This window comes from Streptomyces sp. Inha503, assembly GCF_047215865.1.
Classification (GTDB): Bacteria; Actinomycetota; Actinomycetes; order Streptomycetales; family Streptomycetaceae; genus Streptomyces; species Streptomyces lycopersici.
The window spans coordinates 9,235,974-9,261,124 of the sequence record NZ_CP178360.1 but is presented as its reverse complement, the minus strand read 5'-3'; the positions used below and the strand labels follow the sequence as shown (position 1 = coordinate 9,261,124).

General features: G+C 71.6%; 28 protein-coding genes and 1 pseudogene. 10 read left to right on the top strand and 19 right to left on the bottom strand.

All coding sequences use genetic code 11. The features are described 5' to 3' along the window. Window positions 1-30: 30 nt before the first annotated feature. Window positions 31-996: an LLM class F420-dependent oxidoreductase gene (locus ACJX2R_RS39295; RefSeq protein ID WP_413103970.1), complete on the top strand. Its 966-nt coding sequence runs from the start codon at window positions 31-33 to the stop codon at window positions 994-996. Here ACJX2R_RS39295 and ACJX2R_RS39290 read toward each other — a convergent pair. After that, a complete protein-coding gene (locus ACJX2R_RS39290) occupies window positions 991-1,923 on the bottom strand; it encodes a LysR family transcriptional regulator (protein ID WP_413103969.1) in 933 nt (310 codons plus the stop codon). The genes ACJX2R_RS39295 and ACJX2R_RS39290 overlap by 6 nt on opposite strands. A gap of 207 nt (window positions 1,924-2,130) precedes the next feature. On the opposite strand from ACJX2R_RS39290, the gene ACJX2R_RS39285 reads away from it, so the two are divergent. From ACJX2R_RS39285 to ACJX2R_RS39270, 4 genes and pseudogenes are all read left to right on the top strand, one after another. Then, on the top strand, window positions 2,131-2,211 hold the full coding sequence (locus tag ACJX2R_RS39285) for a putative leader peptide (RefSeq protein WP_413106059.1): 81 nt from the start codon (window positions 2,131-2,133) through the stop codon (window positions 2,209-2,211). A gap of 368 nt (window positions 2,212-2,579) precedes the next feature. Beyond that, complete coding sequence (gene ssuE / locus ACJX2R_RS39280) at window positions 2,580-3,134, top strand: NADPH-dependent FMN reductase (RefSeq protein ID WP_413103968.1); 555 nt, start codon at window positions 2,580-2,582, stop codon at window positions 3,132-3,134. Window positions 3,135-3,136: 2 nt separating this feature from the next. Beyond that, window positions 3,137-4,005 (top strand): annotated as a pseudogene (locus ACJX2R_RS39275) (acyl-CoA dehydrogenase family protein). Between the two features lie 35 nt (window positions 4,006-4,040). Then, window positions 4,041-5,201 carry an LLM class flavin-dependent oxidoreductase gene (locus tag ACJX2R_RS39270; RefSeq protein ID WP_413103967.1) on the top strand — a complete coding sequence of 387 codons (1,161 nt, stop codon included), beginning with the start codon at window positions 4,041-4,043 and terminating at the stop codon, window positions 5,199-5,201. A 54-nt stretch (window positions 5,202-5,255) separates the two neighbouring features. Here ACJX2R_RS39270 and ACJX2R_RS39265 read toward each other — a convergent pair whose 3' ends face one another. The 7 genes from ACJX2R_RS39265 to ACJX2R_RS39235 all read right to left on the bottom strand — a co-directional run bounded on the left by ACJX2R_RS39265 (window position 5,256) and on the right by ACJX2R_RS39235 (window position 14,324). Further along, complete coding sequence (locus ACJX2R_RS39265) at window positions 5,256-7,580, bottom strand: glycosyl hydrolase family 95 catalytic domain-containing protein (RefSeq protein ID WP_413103966.1); 2,325 nt, start codon at window positions 7,578-7,580, stop codon at window positions 5,256-5,258. A gap of 189 nt (window positions 7,581-7,769) precedes the next feature. Further along, on the bottom strand, window positions 7,770-8,627 hold the full coding sequence (locus tag ACJX2R_RS39260) for an ABC transporter ATP-binding protein (protein WP_413103965.1): 858 nt from the start codon (window positions 8,625-8,627) through the stop codon (window positions 7,770-7,772). Beyond that, entirely contained in the window at window positions 8,624-9,628 is a 1,005-nt protein-coding gene (locus ACJX2R_RS39255) for an ABC transporter ATP-binding protein (protein ID WP_413103964.1), read from the bottom strand. The genes ACJX2R_RS39260 and ACJX2R_RS39255 overlap by 4 nt, the downstream gene beginning before the upstream one ends. A 6-nt stretch (window positions 9,629-9,634) precedes the next feature. Continuing rightward, window positions 9,635-10,486 carry an ABC transporter permease gene (locus tag ACJX2R_RS39250; protein ID WP_262703961.1) on the bottom strand — a complete coding sequence of 284 codons (852 nt, stop codon included), beginning with the start codon at window positions 10,484-10,486 and terminating at the stop codon, window positions 9,635-9,637. After that, complete coding sequence (locus ACJX2R_RS39245; RefSeq protein WP_044568812.1) at window positions 10,483-11,457, bottom strand: ABC transporter permease; 975 nt, start codon at window positions 11,455-11,457, stop codon at window positions 10,483-10,485. Before ACJX2R_RS39245 ends, ACJX2R_RS39250 begins: the two co-directional genes overlap by 4 nt. A gap of 4 nt (window positions 11,458-11,461) precedes the next feature. After that, window positions 11,462-13,075 (bottom strand): ABC transporter substrate-binding protein, encoded by a 1,614-nt coding sequence (locus ACJX2R_RS39240; protein ID WP_413103963.1) that lies wholly within the window; start codon window positions 13,073-13,075, stop codon window positions 11,462-11,464. Window positions 13,076-13,151: 76 nt separating this feature from the next. Next, complete coding sequence (locus tag ACJX2R_RS39235) at window positions 13,152-14,324, bottom strand: C45 family autoproteolytic acyltransferase/hydolase (RefSeq protein WP_413103962.1); 1,173 nt, start codon at window positions 14,322-14,324, stop codon at window positions 13,152-13,154. Between the two features lie 121 nt (window positions 14,325-14,445). On the opposite strand from ACJX2R_RS39235, the gene ACJX2R_RS39230 reads away from it, so the two are divergent. After that, a complete protein-coding gene (locus ACJX2R_RS39230; protein WP_413103961.1) occupies window positions 14,446-15,351 on the top strand; it encodes a MurR/RpiR family transcriptional regulator in 906 nt (301 codons plus the stop codon). Window positions 15,352-15,369: 18 nt separating this feature from the next. Here ACJX2R_RS39230 and ACJX2R_RS39225 read toward each other — a convergent pair whose 3' ends face one another. The 9 genes from ACJX2R_RS39225 to ACJX2R_RS39185 all read right to left on the bottom strand — a co-directional run bounded on the left by ACJX2R_RS39225 (window position 15,370) and on the right by ACJX2R_RS39185 (window position 20,458). Then, window positions 15,370-15,681 (bottom strand): gas vesicle protein K, encoded by a 312-nt coding sequence (locus tag ACJX2R_RS39225; RefSeq protein ID WP_413103960.1) that lies wholly within the window; start codon window positions 15,679-15,681, stop codon window positions 15,370-15,372. Window positions 15,682-15,711: 30 nt separating this feature from the next. Next, window positions 15,712-15,948: a gas vesicle protein gene (locus tag ACJX2R_RS39220; RefSeq protein ID WP_413103959.1), complete on the bottom strand. Its 237-nt coding sequence runs from the start codon at window positions 15,946-15,948 to the stop codon at window positions 15,712-15,714. Further along, window positions 15,945-16,913 carry a GvpL/GvpF family gas vesicle protein gene (locus tag ACJX2R_RS39215; protein ID WP_413103958.1) on the bottom strand — a complete coding sequence of 323 codons (969 nt, stop codon included), beginning with the start codon at window positions 16,911-16,913 and terminating at the stop codon, window positions 15,945-15,947. The genes ACJX2R_RS39220 and ACJX2R_RS39215 overlap by 4 nt, the downstream gene beginning before the upstream one ends. Continuing rightward, on the bottom strand, window positions 16,910-17,302 hold the full coding sequence (locus ACJX2R_RS39210; protein WP_413103957.1) for a gas vesicle protein: 393 nt from the start codon (window positions 17,300-17,302) through the stop codon (window positions 16,910-16,912). The genes ACJX2R_RS39215 and ACJX2R_RS39210 overlap by 4 nt, the downstream gene beginning before the upstream one ends. Beyond that, window positions 17,299-17,562 (bottom strand): gas vesicle protein GvpG, encoded by a 264-nt coding sequence (locus ACJX2R_RS39205; protein ID WP_413103956.1) that lies wholly within the window; start codon window positions 17,560-17,562, stop codon window positions 17,299-17,301. The genes ACJX2R_RS39210 and ACJX2R_RS39205 overlap by 4 nt, the downstream gene beginning before the upstream one ends. Before the next feature lie 12 nt (window positions 17,563-17,574). Then, window positions 17,575-18,342, bottom strand: coding sequence for a GvpL/GvpF family gas vesicle protein (locus ACJX2R_RS39200; protein WP_413103955.1), 768 nt, complete (start codon window positions 18,340-18,342; stop codon window positions 17,575-17,577). Window positions 18,343-18,344: 2 nt separating this feature from the next. Continuing rightward, window positions 18,345-18,719, bottom strand: coding sequence for a gas vesicle protein GvpJ (gvpJ, locus tag ACJX2R_RS39195; protein WP_413106058.1), 375 nt, complete (start codon window positions 18,717-18,719; stop codon window positions 18,345-18,347). Window positions 18,720-18,926: 207 nt separating this feature from the next. Continuing rightward, window positions 18,927-19,253, bottom strand: coding sequence for a gas vesicle protein (locus ACJX2R_RS39190; RefSeq protein WP_413103954.1), 327 nt, complete (start codon window positions 19,251-19,253; stop codon window positions 18,927-18,929). Between the two features lie 797 nt (window positions 19,254-20,050). Beyond that, on the bottom strand, window positions 20,051-20,458 hold the full coding sequence (locus ACJX2R_RS39185; RefSeq protein WP_413103953.1) for a tautomerase family protein: 408 nt from the start codon (window positions 20,456-20,458) through the stop codon (window positions 20,051-20,053). 159 nt (window positions 20,459-20,617) lie between these two features. Between ACJX2R_RS39185 and ACJX2R_RS39180 the strand changes: the two genes are divergently transcribed. Continuing rightward, window positions 20,618-21,535, top strand: coding sequence for a LysR family transcriptional regulator (locus ACJX2R_RS39180; protein WP_413103952.1), 918 nt, complete (start codon window positions 20,618-20,620; stop codon window positions 21,533-21,535). 223 nt (window positions 21,536-21,758) lie between these two features. On the opposite strand, the gene ACJX2R_RS39175 is transcribed toward ACJX2R_RS39180, so the two are convergent. Both ACJX2R_RS39175 and ACJX2R_RS39170 read right to left on the bottom strand, forming a co-directional pair. After that, window positions 21,759-22,736: a hypothetical protein gene (locus ACJX2R_RS39175; RefSeq protein ID WP_413103951.1), complete on the bottom strand. Its 978-nt coding sequence runs from the start codon at window positions 22,734-22,736 to the stop codon at window positions 21,759-21,761. A 233-nt stretch (window positions 22,737-22,969) separates the two neighbouring features. Next, complete coding sequence (locus ACJX2R_RS39170) at window positions 22,970-23,206, bottom strand: hypothetical protein (RefSeq protein WP_413103950.1); 237 nt, start codon at window positions 23,204-23,206, stop codon at window positions 22,970-22,972. Between the two features lie 172 nt (window positions 23,207-23,378). Here ACJX2R_RS39170 and ACJX2R_RS39165 point away from each other — a divergent pair, with 172 nt between their 5' ends. The 3 genes from ACJX2R_RS39165 (at window position 23,379) to ACJX2R_RS39155 (ending at window position 25,100) form a co-directional block, all read left to right on the top strand. Beyond that, complete coding sequence (locus ACJX2R_RS39165) at window positions 23,379-23,981, top strand: TetR/AcrR family transcriptional regulator (RefSeq protein WP_413103949.1); 603 nt, start codon at window positions 23,379-23,381, stop codon at window positions 23,979-23,981. Between the two features lie 32 nt (window positions 23,982-24,013). Further along, window positions 24,014-24,145, top strand: coding sequence for a hypothetical protein (locus ACJX2R_RS39160; protein ID WP_413103948.1), 132 nt, complete (start codon window positions 24,014-24,016; stop codon window positions 24,143-24,145). A gap of 190 nt (window positions 24,146-24,335) precedes the next feature. Next, window positions 24,336-25,100: an SDR family NAD(P)-dependent oxidoreductase gene (locus tag ACJX2R_RS39155; RefSeq protein ID WP_413103947.1), complete on the top strand. Its 765-nt coding sequence runs from the start codon at window positions 24,336-24,338 to the stop codon at window positions 25,098-25,100. The last annotated feature ends 51 nt before the right edge of the window (window positions 25,101-25,151 follow it).

Sequence of the window (25,151 nt, the reverse complement as noted above, 5' to 3'; positions counted from 1 at the left end):
GGACGGCATGGGGAACGGTACTCGGGAGCCATGGTTCGATGGGGATACACGATGATGACCGAGCAGGCCGGGCCACGTCAGCTCGTCGACGACGTGGTCCGGGCCGAGCAGGTCGGGTTCGACTTCTCGGTGACCTCCGACCACTACTTCCCGTGGCTGGACTCCCAGGGGCACGCCCCGTACGCCTGGAGCGTGCTGGGGGCCGCCGCGCAGGCCACCTCCTCGATCCCGCTGACCACGTATGTCACCTGCCCCACCGTGCGCTATCACCCGGCGGTGGTGGCGCAGAAGGCGGCGACGCTCCAGCTGCTGTCCGAGGGGCGGTTCCGGCTGGGCCTCGGGTCCGGCGAGAACCTGAACGAGCATGTGGTCGGGCAGGGCTGGCCGTCGGCGGATGTGCGGCACGAGATGCTGGAAGAGGCGATCGAGATCATCCGGGCGCTGTTCGGCGGTGGCCAGGTCACTCACCACGGCACCCACTACGACGTCGACTCGGCGAAGCTGTGGGATCTGCCGGACCAGCCGCCGCCCATCGGCGTGGCCGTCTCCGGGCCGCAGTCCTGCCGGCTGGCCGGGCGGCTGGCCGACATCCTCATCGCGACGGAGCCCAAGTCCGAGCTGCTGACGGAGTTCGAGGCGAACGGTGGCGGCGGGAAGCCACGGATCGGCCAGATCCCGGTCTGTTACGACCCCGACCGGGACGCGGCGATCGCCCGCGCCCATGACCAGTTCCGCTGGTTCGGGAGCGGCTGGAAGGTCAATTCGGAGCTGCCCGCGCCCGCCTCCTTCGCGGGCGCCACCCAGTTCGTCCGGCCCGAGGACGTGGCCGCGTCCATTCCGTGCGGCGATGACATCGAGGAGTTCACGGAGCTGATCCGGCCCTTCGTGGACGCGGGCTTCACGGATGTGGCGCTCGTCCAGATCGGCGGCGACCATCAGCGGCCGTTCCTGGACTGGGCCGAGAAGCAGCTGCTGCCCGCGCTCAGGGAGCTATAGCCCCCGGGAAGCCCGGGGAGTTCCGGGAGTGTCCGCGCGCCGTACGAAGAGCTCGTGCAGATCGCGTACGGCGCGCGGCACCGAGCCCGAGCGACGGCGCTGGATCATCAGCAGCACCTCGGTGGCCTCGCCGTCCGCGAGCGGCCGGTGGGTGATCGCGCCCCCGCGCTCCAGGGGGTCGCCGATGACGCTGAAGTCGGGGAGCACGGTGACGCCGAGCCCCTCGGCCACCATCAGCTTGCCCATCTCGGCCCCGTCGGTGGAATACGAGAAGGACGGGGTGCGCCCGGCCAGCAGCCGGTGGATGAAACGGTGCATCAGATAGCCGGAACGCATCACGATCAGCGGCTCCCGCCCGTCCAGCAGATCCGCCGCGGTCACCGCCGACCGGGCGGCCAGCGGGCTGTCCGGGCGCAGACAGACCACCGGGCGGCCGCGCAGCAGCTCGGTGCTCTCCAGGGTGGGCGGGACGTCGTCCCCCTGGAGGCAGTTGACCAGCCCCAGGTCGAAACTCCCCTCCAGCAGCGCCCGGTGGATCTCGGCCTGCTGCGCGCCCACCACCTCGACCTGGGTCACCGGGTGGGTGGCGCGGAACTCCCGGACGGCCGGGATCAACAGTGGGACGGTCGCGGTGTTGACCGTGCCCAGCCGGATCATCCGGCTGACGCGGTGCTGGTCACCGGCGGCGCCGCGCAGCCGGTCGACGGCCTCGATGACGCTGGCGATATGCGGCAGCAACTCCCTTCCCTCCGCGTTGATCGTCGCGCCAGAGCGCTTGCGCTCCAGCAGATCCACGCCGAGTTCGCGTTCGAGATTGCGCACGGTCTCGCTGAGCGCGGGCTGGGACAGATGCAGTTCCTCGGCGGCGCGGCGGAGCGATCCGAGGCGGGTGACGGCGGCGATGTATTCCAGCTGTTCAATTCGCACACTCCGCACCCTGCCCGCGCGGGCCGACCCGCTTCAAGGGGATCCCTATCACGGTCTCATGAATACCGACTCACTCCCCGGCCCGTCTCCCGGGTAATCTCGAAGCGGGCGCCGCGGAATTCCGCGGCCCGGCCCGCGCGTCCGGGATATGGAATGACACCCGGGCCTTCTTGACCGGCAGAACTTCCCCCTGGTTGGATCGGTGACATGAAGCGACAGGACCTCACGCGGCGACGCCATGTCGACCTCGCGCGTGTCTCCAGCGCGTCCTGTCGCTGTCCGGCCTGACCCGCCGTACGGGTCCGAGCGAGCCCTGAGGGATCACCCCCGCCGCGCTCCCCGTCGCCTCCCATGATCGGGAAAGGCTTTTAGCCGCCGCCACCGAGGAATCGCGGCCGCGCTGCCCCGCTTTCGGCTCCCTTTAGCGCTCCCGGTCTTTCCGCGCCCCTGCCACGGTGAATTCCATTCGCCGCCGGGGCGCCGATTCCCCATGCCCGTAATTCCTCCACGGGAGTTCCCCATGCCCGCGGAACCCCTCCGCTTCGCCTATTGGGTGCCTTGTCCATGGTCGCGCTCGTCCGACCGCCACCGCTTCCACCGGCTCCCGATCCCCCGCCTCGTCCCCGCCGCCTCCACCGCACCACGAAGGGTTGCTCATGGCCACCGTCCTGTCCCTCTCCGGCTCCCCCTCCGCCACCTCCCGCACCGCCCGGCTGCTGCGCCATCTGGACGCCCGGCTGACCGCCCAGGGCCATCATGTGGTCCCGTTCGACGTCCGCGCCCTGCCCGCCGCCGCGCTGCTCGGCGCGGACTTCTCGCACCCGGCCATCGTCCGGGCCAAGGCGCTGGTCGAGCAGGCGGACGGGCTCGTGGTGGGGACTCCGGTCTACAAGGCCGCCTACTCCGGGCTGCTGAAGTCCCTGCTCGACCTGCTGCCGCAGTACGCGCTCGCGGGCAAGACCGTGCTGCCGCTGGCCACCGGTGGCACCACCGCCCACGTCCTGGCCATCGACTACGCGCTGCGGCCGGTGCTGTCCTCCATGGGCGCGGCCCATATCGTCCAGGGCTGGTTCACCCTGGACAAGGACATCACGGTGGAGCCGGACGGCGGGGTGAGCGTGGCCGCCGGGGCCGCCGAGGCGCTGGAGCAGGTGGTCGACCAGTTCTCGGCGGCGCTCGGCCACTCCACCGTGCTGGCCGCGGCGAGCTGACCGTGTCGTCCCTGCCCGAACCCGCCCATGTCATCGCCGATGACACCGAGGCGCTAAAGGTGGCCGCGGCGCTGGCCGAGGAGTTCCGTACGGGCGCCGCCGAGCGCGACGCACAACGCAGGCTGCCGCGGGCCGAACTGGACCGGCTGTCCGCGTCCGGGCTCCTGGCCATCACCGTCCCGGCCGGGAAGCGGTTCGGCAACGCCCAGTCGGAGGCGGACACCAAGCACCTCCAGGACATCCGCACCCGCCTCACCCCGGCCGCCGACGGCTCGTACACCCTGACCGGTGTCAAGCACTACTCCACCGGTGCGCTGTTCGCCGACTGGATCCCGGTGCTGGCCCGTGCGGAGAACGACGATCTCCATGTGGCCTATGTGCCACGGGACGCGCCCGGTCTGACCGTCGTGGACGACTGGGACGGCATGGGCCAGCGGACGACCGCGAGCGGCACCGTCCGGCTGGAGGCCGTGCCGGTGCCGGCCGACCGGGTCGTACCGCACCACCTCACCTTCCGCGGGCCGCAACTGCACGGCGCGGCCGCGCAGTTGCTCCACGCGGCCATCGACGCGGGGATCGCCTCGGGGGCACTGGCGGAGGCGGTGACGTTCGTCCGCACCAAGGCCCGCCCCTGGTTCGAGAGCGGCTTCGAGACCGCCGCCGAGGATCCGCTGCTCATCCAGCGCTTCGGTGAGCTGGCGCTCCAGGTCCGGGGCGCCGAGTCCCTGCTGTCCGCCGCCGCGCGGGCCGTGGACCGCCACTGGCGGACGCCCGTACGCACACCCTGCACGACCCGGCCCGCTGGAAGGTCCAGCACATCGGCCGCTATGTGCTCAACGGTACGAAACCTCCCCGCCACGGCCTCCTCTAGTCCCCCACCCCCGCCCCCCTGAACGGAGCCGCACCATGTCCCTCACCTTCCACTGGTTCCTGCCCACCAACGGCGACAGCCGCCATGTCGTCGGCGGTGGCCATGGCACCCCCGTCACCTCGGCCGGAGGGGACCGTCCGCCGTCCGTCGGCTATCTCTCCCAGATCGCCCGCGCCGCCGAACACCTCGGCTTCGCCGGTGCGCTCACCCCGACCGGTGCCTGGTGCGAGGACGCCTGGCTGACCACCGCGATGGTCAGCCAGCACACCGAGCGGCTGAAGTTCCTGGTGGCCTTCCGCCCCGGCTTCCTCTCGCCCACCTTCGCCGCCCAGATGGCCTCCACCTACCAGCGGCAGACCGGCGGACGGCTGATGCTCAACGTGGTCACCGGCGGCGAGAGCCAGGAGCAGCGCGGCTACGGCGACTTCCTCGACAAGGAGGCCCGCTACGCCCGCACCGGCGAGTTCCTGGGCATCGTCCGCGACCTGTGGGACGGCAAGACCGTCGACCACACCGGCGAACACCTCCATGTCGAGGGCGCCAAGCTGGCCCGGCTCCCCGACCCGATCCCCCAGGTCTACTTCGGCGGCTCCTCCCCCGCCGCCGGTCAGGTCGCCGCCCGTCACTCCGATGTCTACCTCACCTGGGGCGAGCCGCCCGCCCAGGTGGCCCGGAAGATCGCCTGGATCCGCTCCCTCGCCGCCGAGCAGGGCCGTACGATCCGCTTCGGCATCCGGCTGCACGTCATCACCCGCGACACCGCCGAGCAGGCATGGGCCGAGGCGCGGCGGCTGCTCGACGGCTTCGACCCGGAGACCGTGCGCTCCATCCAGTCCGGTCTGGGCCGCAGCGAGTCCGAGGGCCAGCAGCGCATGCTCGCCCTGCACGGCGGCAGCCTGGACAACCTCGAGATCTACCCCAACCTCTGGGCCGGTGTCGGCCTGGTGCGCGGCGGCGCGGGCACGGCGCTGGTGGGCAGCCACGCCGAGGTGGCCGAGCGGATCGCCGAGTACCACCGCCTCGGCATCGACGAGTTCATCCTGTCCGGCTATCCGCACCTGGAGGAGGCGTACTGGTTCGGCGAGGGCGTCCTGCCCGAGCTGCGCCGTCAGGGCCTGTGGTCCCATCCCTTCCAGCCCACCGCTCCCGAACTGCCCACCGCCCAGGTCCCGTTCGCGGCGGCGGGCAGTTCCTGACGGCACGGCGATGGGCGAGCCCCCGGGCCAGCGGGGGCTCGCCCGTCGCTCACCTCACTCCGGCAGTCCCCACGGCTCGGACTCGCCGACGGCCGGGACGTCGCGCGGCGCCGGGTCCGGGCGGTGGCCCCGGGGGGTGATGAGGGCCGTCTCGTCGCGGGCGAGGGGGATCTCGATGCGGCCGGGGCCGGTGGTGCGGTAGTGGAGGGGGCGGCCCCGGTGGTCGCGGACGTCGATCGGGCCGGGGATGCCGTGGTGCAGGGCGAGGGGGGCACCGGCCTCGCTGTGGACGCGGATCCAGCGGGTGCGCCCGGCCGAGCGGTCGGCGTCCACCAGGAAGGCGCCCTGGGTGCGCAGGGAGTGGACCGAGAGGTCGGGCCAGCGGCGGGAGACGGACGGGAAGACCCGCACCACGCCGTTATGGCTCTGGACGGCCATCTCCAGAACCGACTGGGCCGCCGTCAGGGGGCTCTCGGTGGCGAGGTTGCCGCCCTCGACGTACATGGTGTTCGGGGTGATCCAGGCGTTGTTCACCTTGTTGCCGCCGAGGAGGAAGGTGAGGTGGTCCAGTGCCTCCTCGGGCCGTTCCATGCGCGAGGCCATGGAGGAGGCCACCGCGTAGCTGTAACCGGCCCACAGGCTGCGGTCCTTGACCCAGTGGTCGAAGGTGGTGCGCATGATGTCCCGGTCGGCCGGGCGGTCCCAGTCCAGCTCGTGCAGCGGGTAGAGCCAGAGCATATGGGAGAAGTGGCGGTGGGACTCGGTGAGCGGCTTGTCCGCGCCGATCATGATGCCGGTGGCATCGCGGGGGTAGGCCACCAGGCGGTCCAGGATCTCGCGCCAGCGGCGGGCGCGGGGGTGGTCGGTGCGCAGGATGCGCAGGCAGTCCAGGAGGGTGCCGCAGCCCCAGCGGAGCAGGGAGAGGTCGTAGGTGCAGTCCGTGGCGTCCGCCCACTCCGGTGAGCGGGTCAGCGGCAGATGCAGTTTCCCGTCGCCGCCCTCGTACAGGAAGTGGTCGTAGAAGTTCACCGCCTTGGCGAGGATCGGGTAGAGGACGTCGCGCACGATCGCTACGTCCATGGTGTGGCGGTAGCTGAGCCAGACGTTGTGCATGGCCCAGATGAGATTGCCGTTGTTGTCGGTCTTGGTGGAGGTGCCGGGGATACCGACGGTCTTGGCGCCGGGGCGCAGCAGCCAGTCGGAGGGGTGGGCGAGGGCGTAGGTGTTCCCGTCCTGGTACTCCGGCGGGACGGACAGCGGCAGGTTCTTCTCGAAGTCGCGGAAGGTGGAGGTCACCGAGTCGAGTTCGAGGTGGTTGGAGCCCTGGATCAGCCAGGTGGCGATCTGCACGTTGAGGTTCCACCACACCGCGGTCCAGCTGCCGCCGGTCTCCGGGTACCACGGCCCCCATTCGGACATCGAGGGCCCGTCGGCGCGGGTGGCGCAGGCGGCCTTGTAGAGCTGGATCCAGTAGAAGTGCTGAATCCGCTTGTCGGGTACGGAGAGCAGGCTGCGCTGGTAGTAGCGGTGCCACCAAGCGCGGTGTGAGCGCACCAGGTCGTCGGGGTCGGCGGCGAGGGTGCGGGCCACCTCGGCGACGGCCAGTTCGGTGGTGCGCGAGAGGTCCCCGGGGTGGCGGTAGACGATGTGGGCGGCCAGCAGTCTGCCGGTGCCCACCCGCCGTTCGCGCCAGGCGGTGGTCCAGCCGCCGCCCGCGATCAGCGGCTGTTCGACGTAGTGGGTGTCGCCCGTGGAGCCGGTGCGGGGGTCGGGGTTGCCGGTGTAGTCGGCGGGTTTGTCCTTGGTCCGGGGGGAGGTCGCGGGCATCCATGTGAACGACCACGCCGCGCCCTCCTCCCCGGCACTGGGCCGGGTGGAGATCAGCAGCGCGGTACGGGCGTTGTGCACCAGCATCGAGAAGCGGACGCTGCCCCGGGTGGTGGTGACGGTGCCGCGCAGCTCGGCGTCCCACAGGTCGAGGGTCCAGTCCACCCCGGTCACCTCTCCGGCGAGGGTGAGGTCGAAGTGGCCGATGGGCAGGCGGGAGTAGCCGTACGGGGCGCGCCACTGGGGCCGCTGGTCCTGCACCTGGCTGTGGCTGAGCATGACCTTCACGGAGTTGGGCGTGGCGCCCTGGTACACCACCGCGCCGAGCAGGCCGTTGGCGAGGAAGGGGCCGTCCTTCCAGTCGCCGGGCAGCCGCCGCCAGCGCGGAGCGGCGGCCCTGGCCATCCGCTCGGGCAGGGCCGCCGCTCCGCCGGACGCCTGGGGCGCGGCCCAGGCGGTGCCGGATCCGGCCAGCCAGCCTCCGGCGCCGACCGCGGCCGCGGTGCCGAGCACACCTCTTCGAGAGATCCCGTTCCCTGTTGGCGCGGTCACGTATGTGCCTCCCATATCCGGTGATGAACTACCGGCATGGTGCAGGGCACTTGAGCACCTGGGAATACCTCCGACGTATAGAAATTTAGCTGGCTACGTATTCGCAGATGAGGCGGGCTCAGCTCCTCACATTGAGCCATCGAGCGCCAGAGTGAGCCGATGTCTCGCCTTCGGCGGCCGCGGCCACGGTCATGGCTCGGCGAGTTCCGCTCGCAGCCGTACCGTCTCCGCCGGGTCCCAGCCGTCGTGCGGCACCGACGACAGCAGCAGCCGGGTGTACGGATCCTCCGGGGTGTCCAGCACCCTGGCCGTGGGGCCCGTCTCGACCGCGCGGCCACGCCGCATCACCAGCGTGTCGTCCGTGATGTGCCGTACGACGGCCAGGTCATGGCTGACGAAGACCAGGGCCACACCGGTCTCCCGGCGGATGTCGGCGAGCAGCCGGAGGATCTGCGCCTGGATGGACACATCCAGCGCCGCCACCGCCTCGTCCAGCACCAGCACCTCGGGTTCCACGGCGAGCGCACGGGCGATGGCCAGCCGCTGGCGCTGCCCGCCCGACAGACCGCGCGGGCGGGCGTCGCCCTCCCGCTCGCCGAGGCCCACCTGGTCCAACAGCTCCTCGATCCGGCCTGCGGCGGCCTGCCCCTCGTACCGGCCGTGCAGCCGCAGGGCGGTGTGCAGGCACTGACGCGCGGTCAGCCGCGGGTCGAGCGATACGTACGGGTCCTGGAAGACGATCTGGATCTCGCGGGCGCGGGCCAGCCGTGCCGCGCGGCGCGCGCCCGGCCCGAGCGGCCGTCCGCCGCCCCGCCGCCCCGGTGTGCGCTCCCGCCCGTCCACCGTGATGGTCCCCGCGTCCGGGCGCACCAGGTCCACCAGGATCCGGGCCACCGTGGTCTTGCCGGAGCCGGACTCCCCGACGATGCCCAGCGAGCCGCCGGCCGGGACGGAGAACGAGACGTCGTCCACGGCCGTGGTCCGGCCGCCGCCCGGGAGCGCGTAGGTCTTGCGCAGCCCCTCCACGACGAGTGCGGGCTCGGTCATGCGCTGCTCCTCGATACGAGTTCCAGTCGGCGGCAGGCCGCGGAGCCGTCCCTCTCCGATCCGTCGCCGTCGCCTATGGGGACGGCCACCGGCGCCCAGGTCTCGCACTCCGCCTCGGCCCGTGCGCAGCGCGGGAGGAAGGGGCAGCCGGTGAGGGCGTCGGACAGGGAGGGCGGGCGGCCGGGGATGGGCCGCGGTTCGCGGTCGTCCTCCAGGCTGGGCGAGCATTCCAGCAGACCGCGGGTGTAGGGGTGTTTCGGGTCGGCGAACAGCCCGCGGGCGGGCTGCTGCTCCACCACACGGCCCGCGTACATCACATACACGCGGTCGCAGTACGCGGCCGCGAGCGGCAGGTCGTGGGTGATGAAGAGCGTCCCGAGGCCGCTGCCCGCCCGCCGCCGCTCCTCCTGGATGGACCGCAGCAGGGCCAGCACCTCCGCCTGGGTGGTCGCGTCCAGCGCGCTCGTCGCCTCGTCGGCGAGGAGCAGGTCGGGGTCGGTGGACAGGGCGGCGGCGATCACGACCCGCTGGAGCATCCCGCCGGACAGCTCGTGCGGGCGCTGCCGCATCCGGCGCTCGGGGTCGGAAAGACCCACCGAGGCCAGCAGTTCCGTGGCCTTCACCACCGCGTCGCGCCGGGACAGGCCCAGGACCCGGGTGAGCGGATCGGTGAGGAAGTCACCGATCCGGCGGACCGGGTTCATCGCCGAGCGCGGATCCTGGAAGATCATGGAGACGGTGCGGGACCGGTGCCGGCGCAGCCGGGCCGGGTCCATGGCGAGCACGTCCTCGCCGTCCACCCGTACCGAACCGGAGGCCCGCGCCCCCTCGGGGAGCATGCGCAGCACCGCACGGGCCGTCGTGGACTTGCCCGAGCCGGACTCGCCCACCAGGCCGACCACTTCGCCCCGGCCGACCCTCAGCGACACCTCGGCGAGCATCGGCCGGGCGGCGGCACCGGGCGGCAGCTCGATGGTGAGATCCTCGATGTCCAGCAGCATCGCCGCCTACCTCCCCTTGCCAAGCCGGTCCGAGACCCAGACCCCGACGATGTTGAAGGCCACCACGACGGCGGCGATGGCCGTGCCCGGTACGAGGGCCGGCAGCAACGCCCCCTGCACCACGGCGTCCTGCCCCTCCTGCACCATCAGCCCCCAGTCGATCGAGGGCGATCCGGCGCCGAAGCCCAGATAGCTGAGGGTGGCCAGGCTCATCAGCCCCTCGCCGAAGAGCACCACGAGATAGCCGACGATCGCCCCGGCCAGATTGGGCACCAGATGGCGCACGCAGATCAGGGTCCCGCTCATGCCCTGCACCCGGTAGGCGTCGATATACGGCTTGGAGCGCTCCGCGAGGGCGAGGCTGCGGGTGTACCGCGCGATGGTGGGCGCGTACGCGAGTCCCAGCGCGATGATCGACGTGGTGAGGCCGTCGCCGAAGACCGCGATCACCAGGACCACGAACAGCAGGCCGGGGAAGGCGTACATCACATCGGTCACCCGCGAGAGCAGGGTGTCCACCCAGCCGCCGCGCCACGCCGCGACCGTGCCCATCGTGACGCCGAGCAGCGCGGCCAGCGCCAGCAGCGCCAGGGGCGCCAGCAGGCTCGACCGGGCGCCGTACAGCACCCGGGAGAGCAGATCCTGCCCCGAGGCGTCGGTGCCCAGCGGATGCTGGGAGGTGGTCCCCGCGAGCGAGGCGGACAGGTCGACCGCGTCGGGCGCGTGCGGGGCGATCAGCGGCGCGCACACCGCCGCCACCACGACCAGGGCGAGGAAACCGCCCGCGATCATCACCGGTACCGGGCGCCGGGCCCGTACCCGCACCGGGAGCAGTGCCCCGGCCGTCACCGTCGTCATGCGGTCTTTCCTTCCGGCTTGCTTCGGGGCTTCCCGCCCGGCGCGACCCGGGGGTCGATCAGCGGATGGACCAGGTCGACCAGCGTCGTCACCACGACATAGCCGATGACCATCAGCAGCAGCACCGCCTGGGTGACCGGGAAGTCATGCGTGGTGATCGCGCTGACCAGCAGTGAGCCGATCCCGCTGAGCCCGAAGGCGGTCTCGACCACCACCGTCCCGGCGAGCATGCCCGCCATCACGAGCCCGCACATGGTGACGATCGGGCCGAGCGCGTTGCGCAGCACATGCTGGACGACGATCTGGCGCTCCGACTGTCCGGAGGCGCGGGCCGCCTCCACATGGTCGGAGGCGTACGCCTCGGCCATGGCCTGCCGGGTGACCCGGCTGATCACGGCGAGGGCGCTGAGGGCGAGGGCGAACGCGGGGAGCGTGAGGTGGTGCAGCCGCCCGGCCAGCCCCTCGCCCTGGCCGGTCACCGGGAACCAGCCGAGCCGCACCCCGAACAGGGAGACCAGCGCGATGGCCGCCACGAAGGCGGGCACCGAGGCGGCGAGCGTGGTGCCGCCGACCACCGCCGAGTCCACCCAGCCGCGGCGCAGCGCGGCCAGCACTCCGGAGCCGACGCCCAGCACCACGAAGAACACCGTGGCGTAGGCGACGAGTTCCAGGGTGGTCGGCAGCCGCGCCCCGATCAGGTCGGCCACATGGTCGCGGTACTGGAACGACCGGCCCAGGTCGCCCTGGAGGCCGTCCCACAGCCACCGGCCGTACTGGACGACGAGCGGTTCGTCCAGGTGGTGCTCGGCGCGGACCGCCGCGAGCTTCTCCGGGGTGAGCTCCTGTCGGCTGCCGGAGAGGAGGACGGCGGGGTCCCCGGGGGCCGCGTAGACGGCGGCGAAGATGATGAACGAGGCGGCGAGCAGCGTGGCGAACAGGCCGGCGATCCGCCGCGGCAGTCCGCGGATCATGGGGTCAGCCCTTCTTCGTGCCGAGGTCGGCGGCCCACGGGTAGTACATCGACACCATCGACGCCGGCGGGCCGGTGTACTTGTCGCGGAGCACCATCACCGACGGCACCTGCACCAGGGGGATCCACACCGCGTCGTCGGCGAACTTGGTCTGCGCGTCGATGACCAGCTTCGCCCGCTCGCGGTCGTCGATGGTCTGCTGGGCCTTCCCGACGAGGGCGTCATAGCCCTTGTCCGAGTAGCCGAGCCAGTTGTTGGCGTTGCCGGATATGCCGTTGTCGTAGAAGCCCGCCGGGTCGGCCTTGGAGATGTACCAGTCGACCGGGATCAGGTCGAAGCCGTTCCGGGACCCCGGGTCGGAGAAGAACTCGTCGTAACGGCTCGACGCGATCGTCTTGACGGTGACCTTCAGCCCGATCTTCTGGGCCGCGCCGCGCACCGCGTTGGTGATGACCGTCTGGCTCTCACTGCCGTCGCTGGAGACGACGATCGGCTTCGAGGGCGCCCCGGCCCGCTCGACCAGCTTCTTCGCCCGGTCGATGTCGTCCGCCGAGGGCGAGGCGGTGTAGGCGGTGGAGCGCTCGAGCTCCTTCTGCGCCTTCTGGAACGCGGCCTTCTCATAGCCCCACGCCCCGGGGCCCACCGGGGTCGCCCAGGGTTCGGCGAGGCCGTTGAAGCCGGACTTGGCGATGCCCTCGCGGTCCATGGCCAGCGACAGCGCCCTGCGCAGCCGCGCGTCCCCCAGCGCGCCGCCCTTGGTGGGGCTGAGCGACCAGGCGGTGGTGGACTGCCCGTAGTAGGCGCGCACGCCCTTCTTCTTGGACAGCACGGCGGCGGGGCCGGTGGCGGTCAGATAGGCGCCGTCCGCCGCGCCCGTGGAGATGGAGTTGACCAGGGCGCTGCCGGAGGCCCAGCGGAAGACGACCTCCTTGGTGAGCGGGCGGACGCTCTTGTCCCAGTAGTCCGCGGCGCGTTCGATGGTGAGGGAGGAGCCGGAGTTCCAGCTCTTCAGCCGGTACGGTCCGGTGCAGGCGTCGGGGTGGCCGGGGGTGCCGAAGTCGTCGCCCTGCTTCTCCACCGCCTTGCGCTCCATGATGATCCCGGCGTCACCGGCGAGGGCCTTGGTGAACAGGGCGCTCGGCTTCTTGAAGGTGATGGTGACCTGGTTCGCGCCGGTCTTGGAGATCGTGTCGACGTCCTCGTACTCGTCCGACTCGTTCATCTCCGGCCGGGCGTGCCGCTTGAGGCTCCACACCACGTCGTCGGCGGTCATCCGGGCGCCGTCGTGGAAGGTGACGTCGTCCCGGAGGGTGAGGACGAGCTTCTTGTCGCCGGTGTACTCGGCCTTCTCCGCCAACCGCGGCGCGGTGGTCATATCGGGCTCGAGCAGGAGCAGCCGCTCGCAGACGTTGGCCAGCACGGTACGGGTGCTGCTGCCGCCCTGGGCGTCCATGTCCAGGGTGGCGGGCTCCTGCTCCACGAGCCAGTTCACCGTGGTGGCCGCGCCGGATGCCTTGGGGGTGGTGTCGGTGAGCTTGAGCTTCGCGGGGTCGACGGACGCGCCGCCGGACCCGGAGGTCGCCCCGGAGCACCCTGCGGTGAACAGCAGGGCACTCATGAGGCCGACTGCGGTGGTACAGAGCTTGGTTCTCATGGCAGGCTCTCTGGTCGTTCGTGCGGACGTGAGGGAGACGTCAGTTGGGGGCGTGCGGACCGTCGTAGAGGTTCCAGGGCAGCTGCTGGTACTCGTGGTCGCAGGGGGTTCCGGGGGTGACGTGGTAGTCACCGGTGGTCAGGTCCACGCAGGAGGACAGCAGCGTCGTCCACCACTTGACCTCCGGCTGCCGGGGATCGGGGTGGGTGCACAGGCCCTCGGGGTGGCCGAGGTGGTCCGACATGGCCTGGTGGATCAGCTTGCGGGACTCGTCCGGCGCGCCGGCCTCGCGCAGCAGGCGCAGCCCGGCCTCGGCCCGGGGCACCCGGATCAGGGAGTCGGAGGACTCGGGGCGGTAGCGGGCGGCGAGTTGGACGGGGACGGTGGTCTGGTAGTGGTTTCCGTGGACCAGCAGCCCCCGCGTCGGATACATCCAGCCGTGTGCGCCCGGAGTGGTCTCCAGGTCGAGGGCGAAGCCCTCGCGGCAGGTCAGCAGGGCGTTGCTGGCGATGTGGCCGCGGGTGCGGCACAGTACGTCGACCGCGTCGCTGATCGACACGCTGTCCAGGACCCGGCGGCGGATCACGGTCTGGGGCAGCCCCACGGCGTCGTCGAACCGGCCGCCGAGGCCATTGGCGTTGAGGGCGACGCCCGCGGAGTTGGCGCCCTGGCGGCCGATCTGCCCGGCCTCCACCTGCATGACCACGGTGGGGTGCGGGGGCTGGACGATCCGGAGCATCAGGACGGTGTCCGCGACGCCCGCCCGCCAGTCCCAGTTCTGGCCGCAGTAGACGTGGCCGTCGCCGCTCGCCTCGCCCAGTACGGCGAAGGAGGTGCAGCCGTCGGTCACCTCACGGTCGTCCGTGACGTCCGCGACGGCGTCCGTCCGGGCCCGCATCCGGGCGAAGGTCTGGTCGTAGATGATCTCGCCGCGGGCGTTGAGCGCGAGCACGTCCAGGAGCCCGACGCCCGCCCCCTCGGCGATCCCGCCCATCTCCTCGACGAGCTCGGGGGCGTAGGCGCGCACCGGCTCCAGCCAGCGCTCGGCGCGCGCGGTGACCTGGTCCCAGGTGAGCCCCGAGGACTCGCCGAAAGCCTCCTCGTAGTAGGCGAGCGCCCTGCCGATGCTGTCGCGTGCCGCCTCGCCGTACTGGCGGCCGCGCTCGGCCGGCGGGCCGGAGATCTCGACGGTGGGGATGGTGGCGGCTGTCATGGCACTCCTGTGTTCTGAGGCCCGGACCCACGAGGGGCTGTAATGTGTGTTTCAGAAATCAGCGTTCTTGGAACGGTGAGCCCAGATAGTAATGTCCGACACAGGGAAGTCAATAGCTGTAATGAGCGAACCGAATGGCGTTACCGGGACGACACGGCTCGCCGCCGCGGTCCGGGACATGTGGGGTGAGCTGTCCGCTTCCGAGCGGGTGGTGGCCCAGTACCTGGTCAGCGCCCCGCCGGAGAATCTGCTGTTCGCGAGCGCACAGGAGCTGGGCGCGGCCAGTGGCACGAGCAACGCCACCGTCGTCCGCGCCCTCCAGCGCCTCGGCTACGCCGGCCTGCCCGCGCTCAAGAGGGAACTGGCCGCCGGCTTCACCTCCGCGACCGCCCCCGAGGAGCGGCTCAAGCAGCGCATCGCCCGCGTCGGCCACGACCTGGACGAGATCAAGGACCGGGTCTTCGACGAGGCCGCGGAGCGTCTCGAGCAGTGCCGCCGCCTACTGGAGACGGATGTGCTGAAGCAAGCGGTGCAAACGCTGGCGGACGCGCGTGAGGTGGTCGCCTATGGCGTGGGCGCCTCGGAGCTGGCCGCCCGGCATCTGGTGCTGAAGCTGCGCCGGGCCGGCCGCAGGGCGCGCTTCATCGGCGCCACCGGCTTCACCATGGCCGACGAACTGCTGAGCCTCGGCCGCGGGGACGCGGTGGTGATCCTCCACCCCGGCCGCCGGCTGCGGGAGTTCACCGTGCTCACGGATCGGGCGCGGGCGGTCGGCGCGGGCGTGGTGCTGGTCACCGACGTCCCCACGGGGCCGCTGGCCACCCACGCCGATGTGGTGATCAGCGCCCCGCACACGCCCACCGGCATCACCGCGGAATCCCTGGCGGGGATCGTCGTCATGGACACCCTCGTACTGGCCCTCGCCTCCCTGGACGAGCCACGGGCGGTCGAGGCGTCCCACCAACTGACTCTGTTGAGGGGGCAGTTGATCGACCGCCGGTCCGAGCCGCGGCCGCGCAAGAGCTGAGCGGGTGCGGGTGGCTTTTCACCGCGAAGGCGGGCCCGCCGGGGAGAGCAGGGTGCCGAGCGGGCCGAGGTCGAGGTTGAGGTCCTCCATCCGCAGTCCGTGACGGGCGCACATCTCCTCCATGCGCTGCTGGAGGATCATCAGCGTCATGCCGACGCGCTCCTCCTGCTCCTCGGTGAGATCGCCCTTGTCGACGCGGTGGAGCGCCTGGCGCTCCATCAGCTGACGCAGCAGCTCGACCACGGTCAGCACCAGCTTGGCCAGATCGCGCTCGACCGTGTCCGCGTCGGTGCGCAGCCGCTGGGCGGCGGCGCCGGAGGGGGCTGACATGCGCGGGTTTCCTTTCGTCGGGGCCTTGTGTCAGAGCAGCAGCGGGGCGGGGTGTTCGGCGTCGACCGGGGCGATGACCGCGCGCAGGTCGATCCGTACGAGATCGACGTCCGCGATGGACAGGACGAGGTCACCGGCGAGCACGACCCCGCCCTGGAGCAGCCGGTCCAGCAGGTCGATCAGGGCGACCTCGCGGCCCGCGAGCGCCCGGGCGTCCTCCTCGTCCAGGGCGCCGCTCACACGGGCCCCGTCCAGGGCCCCGCTCATACGGGCTCCGTCCGGGCGGCCGACTCGGGCTCGGGTTCGGGCTCGGGCTCGGGCTCGGGCTCGGGTTCGGGCGGAAGGGCGAAGGAGTACGGCGCCCAGGGGCCGGTCACTTCGACGCGCACCCCGGGCTGCCCCTCGGCGGCGGCCAGGACGCGGGAGCGGAACTCCTCGGCGCGGTCGGCGGGCACCAGATACGCGTCGTTGGCGATGTTCTCACCACCGGGTTTCGCGCCACCGGGCTTCCGGCCCCTCGCCGACTCGCCACCGGGCTTCCCGCCACCCGCCGTCTCGCCACCGGCCGCCTGGGCGAGTTCGCCGCGCTGCGGCCGATGGGCGACCCTGCCCACCGCCAGGCCCCCGGCCTCCTCGGCGATGCGCGCGGCCGTCCGGGCCGCCGTCTGCCAGGCTTCCTCGGCGCCGCGCCGGCTCCGGCGGCGAGCGGCGAGATAGGCCCGCCCCGGGCTGAGGGCCCTCTCCCCGCCCGTGGCCCCGGCGGGCACCGCCGCGTCACTCGCCAGGGAGTCGGTGAGGTTGGTGGGGTCGGTGGGGTCGGTGTAGACCTTGACGCCCCATTCGACATGCCCGGCGAGCCGTTCCAGCAGCGGCAGGAACTGGTCGCGGCGCTCCTGGAGGACCCGCCGCACCCGGTCCTCGTTCCGGTAGACGGTGGCCAGCCGCAGCGGTAGTACGGCGCCGAGCGGGGCCAGCCCCGCCACCACCCCGTGGTGGCCGCGGGCCAGCGCCTCCAGCCGGGGCAGCTCCTCCAGGCCCGCCTTCAGCGCGCGCTCCTCGAACTCCTCGGCCGGGACCGGGCCCACGGCCGCCGCCAGGTCCCCCGTCTCCACGAGCCCCACCTGCTCGTCCGCCACTCCGCGCAGTACGGCCACCGCCCGCGCGGCCTCCGGGGTGGGGCGCAGCACCGCGTAGGCGTACACCATGTGCTGTCGCTGTGCGCTCTCGGTCAACCGTCCACGCTCCTGTCCTCGGCCCGTGCCCGCAGCGCCGCGATCTCGGCGCGCAGCCGGGCGTTCTCCTCGGTGAGGGACCGCTCCGCGTCGTCGTCCGGTACGGCCCGGGTGCGGGCCCGGGAGGACAGCGACGGATCGTGCTCCCACCAGTCGATGCCCATCTCCTTCGCCTTGTCGACGGAGGCCACGAGCAGCCGGAGCTTGATGGTGAGCAGCTCGATGTCCAGCAGGTTGATGCGGATGTCGCCCGCGATCACCACACCCTTGTCCAGCACCCGCTCCAGGATGTCGGCGAGCGACGGGGCGCCCTCGGCGCCCTGGCCGTACGGGGTGGCGGGCAGGCGTGGCGGGCCCAGCCTGCCCGCCACCGGTTCTGTCGTCGTCACGGGGCTCGTCTCCGCTCGTCCGGCCGTTCCCGGCGTTCCAGCTCGGCCAGCCGGTCGAGCAACTCGTCCTCGCGGCGGTCGTACGCGTCCTCGTCGATCCGCCCGGCCAGCAGGTCCCGCTCCAGTTCGGCGAGGGCGCGCCGGACCGGCGCCGGGTCGTAGTACTCGCGCTCGGCGGCCGCGGCGATCTGCTCGGCGGCCCAGACGGTGGCGCGCACCGGCGCCAGCGGAAAGGTGAGCAGCCCGGTCAGCAGTCCCATGGCGGCCCGCCCTCAGGCCACGAAGCTGTACGGCGGCAAGGGGCCGCGCAGCCGGAATTCGTAGCCCGCTCCGTAGCCCTGCGCGAGCTGCCGCGCGGCCCGGGAGAACTCCTCGGCGCGCCCCCGCTCCACCAGGAACGAGGCGTTGAGGAAGTCCTCTCCGGCCGGGGACGCCACCACCTTGCCGCGGGCCATCTCCGACAGCCGCCCGACGACCTGGTCCGCCAACCGACCCCGTCGCACGTCCAGTTGACGTGCGACCAGTTCGCCGAGGGCCACCCGGTCCGCATAGGTGCCACCGCCGTCGCGGGTGCGCTCGTTGAGGCGACGGGCGTCGTCGGACTCGGTGAGCACCTCCCGCAGCAGATCGTCCTGCGAACGGGCCGCCTTCAGGTTGAACTCCGCGGTGGCGTGCAACTCCCCGAGTCTGTGGACGTATTCGGCACGCTTGCCGTCCAGCGCCGCCACCACCGCGGTGTCGTCGGGCGCCAGCATGCCGAACCGCATCGGCAGCACCGCGCCGTCCGCCATCAGCCGCTCCTGGACCTCCTGGTGGGCGGCGAGATCACGGCGCTTGGGGCGCAGTTCCGGCGGCGCCGGGCTCACCACGCAGGCCAGCGGCCCGCCGGTGACCGCGCGCAGGGCGCCGGACACGCCACCCACGGCCCGCAGTCCGTCCAGCCGCAGCGGATGATCGGACCCGGTGATCGCGTAAATGTAGAGGGACGAAGCCGGAGCCGAGGACGGGGACGGAGCCGGGGACGGGGATGTGTTCGACATGGTCACTTGTCCTCGTCGTCGCGGTCGAAGACATCGCTGATGGCCCCGAGGGCCCCGCTGATCGCCCCCTCGGTCTTGCCCCGGGCGCCGCCCTCGACGATGTTGCCGACGATGTCGCTCAGCTTGTCCGGGGCCTTGCGGCCCGATTCCAGGTCGAGGCGGTTGCACGCCTCGGCGAAGCGCAGATACGTGTCCACGCTGGCGATCACGATCCGGATGTCGACCTTCAAGATCTCGATGCCGACGAGGGAGACCCGGATGAACACGTCGATGACGAGGCCACGGTCCAGGATGAGTTCAAGGATGTCGAAGAGGCTTCCGGTCCCTGAACCGGTACCGGTCGATGCGGTGGCAGGCAGCCCGCCGGTCTGCGTCATCACGGTCACGTGTGCTTCCTCTCGGTCGCGCTCGGTCGCCTGTCCGCGTCTGATACGGGTGCGGTGGCGGTGGCGTTCACCGATGTCGACGCGCGTGACAGATGGGCGCGCGGGCATGGCACGGCCCCGCGCCGCGGATGTCAGCGGCGCGGGGCCGTGGGAGGAAACCCGGCAAAAGGGCGGCCGTGCCTGGTCGGGGTCCGGTGTCTAACGTCCGCGGTCGAGCTGGCCGCGGGCGTAACGGTGTTGCCGCTCATAGCCGAGGAGCTGCCCCTGTGAGTCGAGGGTCACACGGTAGGTGGCCATGATGGTCATGGTCTCCGGCACCCGCACCAGCTCCACGACCTCCACATCGGCCACCCATCCGTCCGGCGTCGGCTGCATCGCGGAAACCGCCTCCGGCGCGGTGCCCAACAACTCCCCCAACTGCCGGGCGGCGCCCCGCATGGCCTGCGCCACGGGTATGCGGCGCGGCGGCGCGCCGGAGGTTTCGGGGGTGTCCGTGGGCGGTGTGTCCGGATCAATGCTCGTCATGGTCCTACGGTGCCAAGTCCTGTGGGGGCGTGGTGTACGGATCCCCAAAGCGGCGCCCGGAAGACGCGGAGTTTCCCCTACCCGCCCCTCCCCGAACCAGGGGACTCCGCCCCCTGCCCCCGAACGCCCTCCGGGCGTGTCCTCAATCGCCGGACGGGCTGGATATCCACCCCGTCCCGAACAAGAAGCCCGGGGCCGGGGCCTGGGACCTGGGACCTGGCTCCAGGATGCGGCAACCCAGCCCGCCCGACGCCTCCGGGCCAAGGCCCGGGGTGGTCCCCGAGTTGTGGCCGTTCAGACCGTCGACGATTGAGGACCCGGGCCCGGGACGGAGCACCTGGCCGCGGCAATCCGCCCCATCCGGCGATTGAGGACCCAGGCCCGGCACCGAGAACCGAGCTGCGGCCTCCAACCCATGCGGCAACTAACCACCCCAAGCCCAGCCCGAAGAACCAGGTTGCGGCACTCCAACCCATCCGGCGACCAACCACCCAAGCCCAGCACGGAGAACCAGGCTGCGGCACTCCAACCCACCCGGCGACCAACCACCCAAGCCCAGCACGGAGAACCGGACTGCGGCACTCCAACCCACCCGGCGACCAACCACCCAAGCCCAGCACGGAGAACCGGACTGCGGCACTCCAACCCACCCGGCGACCAACCACCCAAGCCCAGCCCGAAGAACCGGGTTGCCACAATCCAGCCCGTCCGGCGATTGAGGACCGGGGGCCGGGGCGGAGCCCCGGTTGTGGGGAGGGGCGGGTGGGGGAAAAGCCACCGTCGATTCCCGTCGATGGTCAATCGATGTCCATGCGCTCGTCGAAGCCCGTCCGGGGGTCGACGGTCCGCCCGGCCGCCCACCAGTTCTCGCTGTTCGTCTCGACCACGCACAGGAGGATGTCCTCCTCGGGGACGTCCGCGTACAGCCGGAGGTTGCTGCGGATGGCCTCGAACAGCTCGGCCTTCTGCTGGGGGTCACGGTCGTTGAAGAAGAGCTGGATGAACATCGTGCGGTCGCCGCGGCGGATGCCGAAGAACACCGGCTGCGTCTGGACGTTCTCGGGCTTGAGTTCATGGATGAGGTGGAACTGGTCGTCCTGCGGGACCTTCAGGACGTCCACCATGGACCGGTGGATGCCCAGCGAGACATTCCGGCGGTACTCCGGGGTGGTGCCCTCGCGGAGGTAGATGTTGACCAGGGGCATGGTGTGTCGTTTCCGTTCTGCTGTGGTGTGCTCACCACGCTAGGAACGGCCACGACATGCCGCCAACGAATGTCCCGCATGGCCGGTATGCTGCACGCGCATGGATGACACACCCATGGATGACACACCTACGGATGACACGCGCATGGACGTGCGCTCATGGACATGACCCTGATCGGGCTGCGGGTGCTGCGCGAGGTGGCGGAGCGGGGCACGATCACCGCCGCGGCGGAGGCGCTCGGGTACACCCAGTCGGCCGTCTCCCGGCAGGTGGCCGCGCTGGAGCAGGCGGCCGGAGCCCGGCTCTTCGACCGCCACCCGGGCGGTGTGCGGCTGACCACCGAGGGACGCGCCCTGCTGCGGCACGCCGTGGTCGCGCTGGACGCGCTCGACGCCGCCGACCGGGAGTTGCGCGGGGGCGAGGCGGAGGACGGCCCGGTCCGGCTCGGGTTCTTCCCCACCGCCGGAACGGTGATCGTGTCCCGTGCGCTGGCGGCCCTGCGCCGGGAGCACCCCCGGATCCGGGTGAGCACACGGGAGGGCACCACCCCTTCGCTGGTACGGGCGCTGCGCACCGGCACGCTCGACGTCGCCCTGCTGTCCTCCAGGCCGCCCCACCGCTCCCCCGACACCGACACCCCGCCGCTGCGTGTGGAGCCGCTGTTCGAGACCCGGCTGGCCGTGGCGGTGGCCGCGAGCGGCCGGTTCGCCGGGCGCGACAGTGTCACGGCCGAGGAACTCGCGAACGAGCCGTGGATCGCCAGCCCGGCCGCCGCGCAGGAGCCGCTGCTCGGCGTCTGGCCGGGACTGCCGGGACGGCCCCGGGTGCGCCACACCGTCCGCGACTGGCTGACGAAGCTGCACCTGGTGGCGGCCGGGGCGGGCATCACCACGGCCCCGCCGGCGCTGCTTCCCGCCGTCCCGCCCGGTGTGCGTCTCGTCGCCGTCGAGGGCGTGGCGGAGGAGTGGCGCCGTGTCAGCCTCGTCCACGCGCCGAGCCCCGCCACCGCGTCGGCGAAGACGGTGGTGCAGGCCCTGCGGCAGGAAGCCGCCGAGCTGGCCGATGCCCTCGGGTGACGGTCCAGGCTGACGACCTCGCGGCGGGTGACGTGCTTGAGGGAGTTCACCAGGGCAGCAGCCGTTCTGGTCAGTGCCGCGGTGGCCACCGCCATCGACATGGGTCGGCGCCAGACGCTGTCCTGCCGGGTGCGCACCCGGCAGGACAGCGTCTGGCGCCGATGCCACCAGGCCCGAGCCCGCAGCTGCCACCACCACCGTCAAGCTGCCATGCAGATCACATCTACGGCTGGAGTAACTGGCGAGGTAGTTCCATGCGCAGGACCTTCGAGCGGCGGGCGCGGCCGTCCGGAGGCGGTGCGGTGGTCCCACCGTCGGTGATCAGGTAGGCCACGCGTCCGTACTCACCTCGGCCGCGGCCCCAGGCGATGCTCGACGGCCCCAGGAGCCGCAGGTCCAGGGGGTCGCCGAGGACGATGTCCCGGGGCTGGTCCGGCGGCCCGTCCAGCAGCACGCGGTCGAGGGTGTTCTGACGGTGCGTGGTGACGTAGGCGACACCCGCGTCCTCGTCGATGCAGAAGTCGTCGGCCATCGTGCCACCACCGACATGCTCCGGTGCTCCGGCCGGATCGAGGGTGACGGGATCGACCGGCACCCGCATGAACAACCGCTGCGCCGTGGAGGTGTAGTAGAGGTGGTGGGTCCGCTCCGCGTAGCGCACACCGTTGATACCCGGCTGGGGCGGCCTCATGGTGCTGAGCGGGTCGTGCTCCATGCTCGGGTGGGCGAGCCAGACATCGGCGGTCGCCGGGCCGCCGGTGGCGGAGAGGCCGACGCGCCAGACGAAACCGCCGAAGCAGTCGGCCAGCAGCAGGACGCCCGGGGCGATCAGACAGCCCCCGTTCAGGGCCCGCACCCGGGAGTCGAAGGTGAGGACCGTCTCGATCGCGGGAGCGGCGCCGGGTGGCCGGCCACGCAGATCGACCCGGCTCAGGTACGACGCGTGTGTGGTGTAGCCGTCGCTGAGGGCCACATGGAACACATCCGGCTCGGTCTCCACGACCGCCGAGACGAGATGATCGTAGGTGTGCAGGAGGACCGGTTCGACCGGGGTGTCCGTCGTACCGGAGGCCGGGATCAGCCACAGCTGCTTGTGGTTGAGCGATGTCACGACGATCGAGTTGTCGCTTCGCACCGCGAGGTTCTCCAGGAAGGAGTGCTCGGGGAATTCGGCGACGGTTCGCAGGGTCGCGGTTTCCATGGTTGTCCTTCCTCGGCGTCTCACTGGTCCAGGCCGACCGCGTTCGACGGCACGTCGAAGGCACCACCCTCCGCGGGTCGAGACCGCCCAGCGCCACGCCGATCTTCTCGTGCTCATAGGCGGCGTAGGCCGAGCGCCAATGGCCGGTGACGACGTTCGTGACGATCAGGTAGCGGCCGAACGTCCCGAAGTCCTCGGGATCCTCGAACATGGGTCTTCTCCTCCTTGCGAGGCTACTTCCGCGCCGGAGCCGGGCTCCCCGCCTGCACGTCGTACGCGTTGAGGACGACTCCCAGGGCCAGGTAGTGGACGATCACGAAGACGATCGCATCGAGGGCTTCCTGCCCCAGCGTCCTGACGGCCGTGTCGTACAGCGGCCCCGGCAGGGGGCCTGGCCCGGTCAGAGCGGTCGCGACGTCGGCCGCGAGCCCTCCTCCTCGGTGAGACCGGACGGGCGGCCGCCCGCGCACAGCGTGGCCACCTGATCCGGCCGCAGCCCGGCCCGCGTCCCCAGACGGGCGTGCGCGTACAGCCCGTCCAAAAAAACGAATGACCGTTCTCTTATTTCCACCTTGCCCTCGCCTGCCACCCGCCGTCAAGAAGAAGACGAACGATCGATCACTTTTGACGTAGCCTGACGTCATGCCGAAGGTCAGCCAGGAGTACCTCGACACCCGCAGAGCGGAGATCCTGACCGCGGCGAGGCGCTGCTTCGTCCGGGACGGCTTCCATGAGACGTCGATGCAGGATCTGCTCGCCGAGGCCAGGGTGTCCTCGGGGTCGGTCTACCGGTATTTCTCCAGCAAGCAGGACATGATCGTCGCGATCGCCGAGGAGAACCTGGCCGAGGTGGTGCACGAGGCCCGCCGCCAGGCCGAGCGCAGGCCCGCCGCCGGGGTCGGCCAGGCGATCGCCGATCTCTTCGAGGTCATCAGCGCGAAGCACACGGAGAACGGCTTCGCCGCCATCGCGCTGCTGACCTGGTCCGAATCCCTGCGCAATCCGACGCTCGCCGAGCGGCTCAGGACCGCGCTCACCGAGGCGACGGCCGACCTCGCCGCCATCGTGCGGGAGCATCAGGGCTTCGGCCATCTGCCGCCGGACGCCGCGACGGACTCACTCGCCCAACTGATCACCTCCACCGTGCCCGGCTATATCCTCCAGCTCGCCACGCTCGGCCCGGACGCGGTCGGCGGCCTGCCCGAGGCCGCCCGGGCGCTCTGGCCGGCACCCGAGGCGCAATAGGCTGGACCAGTCAGTCCAGTCGAGGGGACGCCATGCGCAAGGAGCTGACGGCGAAGGGGAAGGCCACCCGGAAGCGGATCATCGAGGGCGCGCTGCTGGCGGTCGCGCACCACGAGGCCGATCAGGTCCGATCAGGTGGTCAAGCGCCATGCGGAGCAGGGTGAGGAGTGTCCGCTGGTTCGCTGATCCTCCATCTGCTCGATCAGGACATCGGGGATCCGCGGCGCGCCGCGGCGCTTTGAGCGGTCGCCAATTCTGGACTTGCAAGTCCATTTTTTTCTTCGCACAGTGGCATGGCCCCGGCGGACCCGCGGGGCATCCATGGTGCGGTGAACGAGCGTGCGGGAGTGCGTGATGAGTGGACGACTGACGGGCAAGAGGGCGCTGGTGACCGGTGCGACCAGCAACATCGGGCGGGCGATCGCGGAGCGGTTCGCGGCCGAGGGCGCGCATGTGGTGGTGTCCGGCCGCAGCGCCGAGCGGGGTACGGAGGTGGTCGACGCCATCCGCGCGCGGGGCGGCCGGGCCGACTTCGTACGGGCGGATCTGGACGGAAGCGCGGAGGCCTCCCGCGCCCTGGCCGAGGAGGCGGGGTCCGTGCTGGGCGGAGGCATCGACGTCCTGGTCAACAACGCCGGGATCTACCCCGGCGACAGCACCGCGGACACCGATGGGAAGTCCTTCGACCAGGTCTACGCGGTGAATGTGAAGGCGCCGTTCTTCCTGACCGCCGCGATCGCTCCGGCGATGGCCGAGGCCGGCGGCGGGGCGATCATCAACCTGGGGTCGTGGATCGCCCGGCTGGGCATTCCCATCGGCGCGCTCTACAGCTCCAGCAAGGGTGCGATGGAGACCCTGACGCGGGCCTGGGCCGCCGAGTTCGGCCCGCGCGGTGTGCGGGTGAACGCGATCTCTCCCGGGGTGGTCCACACGCCCGTACCCGGTGAGGCGCACCCGGGCGAGGCCATGATGAACGGCACTCCGGCCGGAGGCGTCGGCAGTCCGGAGGCCATCGCGCACGCGGCGGTCTATCTCGCGGGCGACGAGGCCGCGTTCGTGCACGGCATCGTGCTGGACGTCGATGGTGGCCGCACCACGGCGGCCGTCATCGCGGCGTAGCGGACCACGTGTTTCGGCCGGCGGGCCCAGGCCCTGTCGCGGACCCCGCGG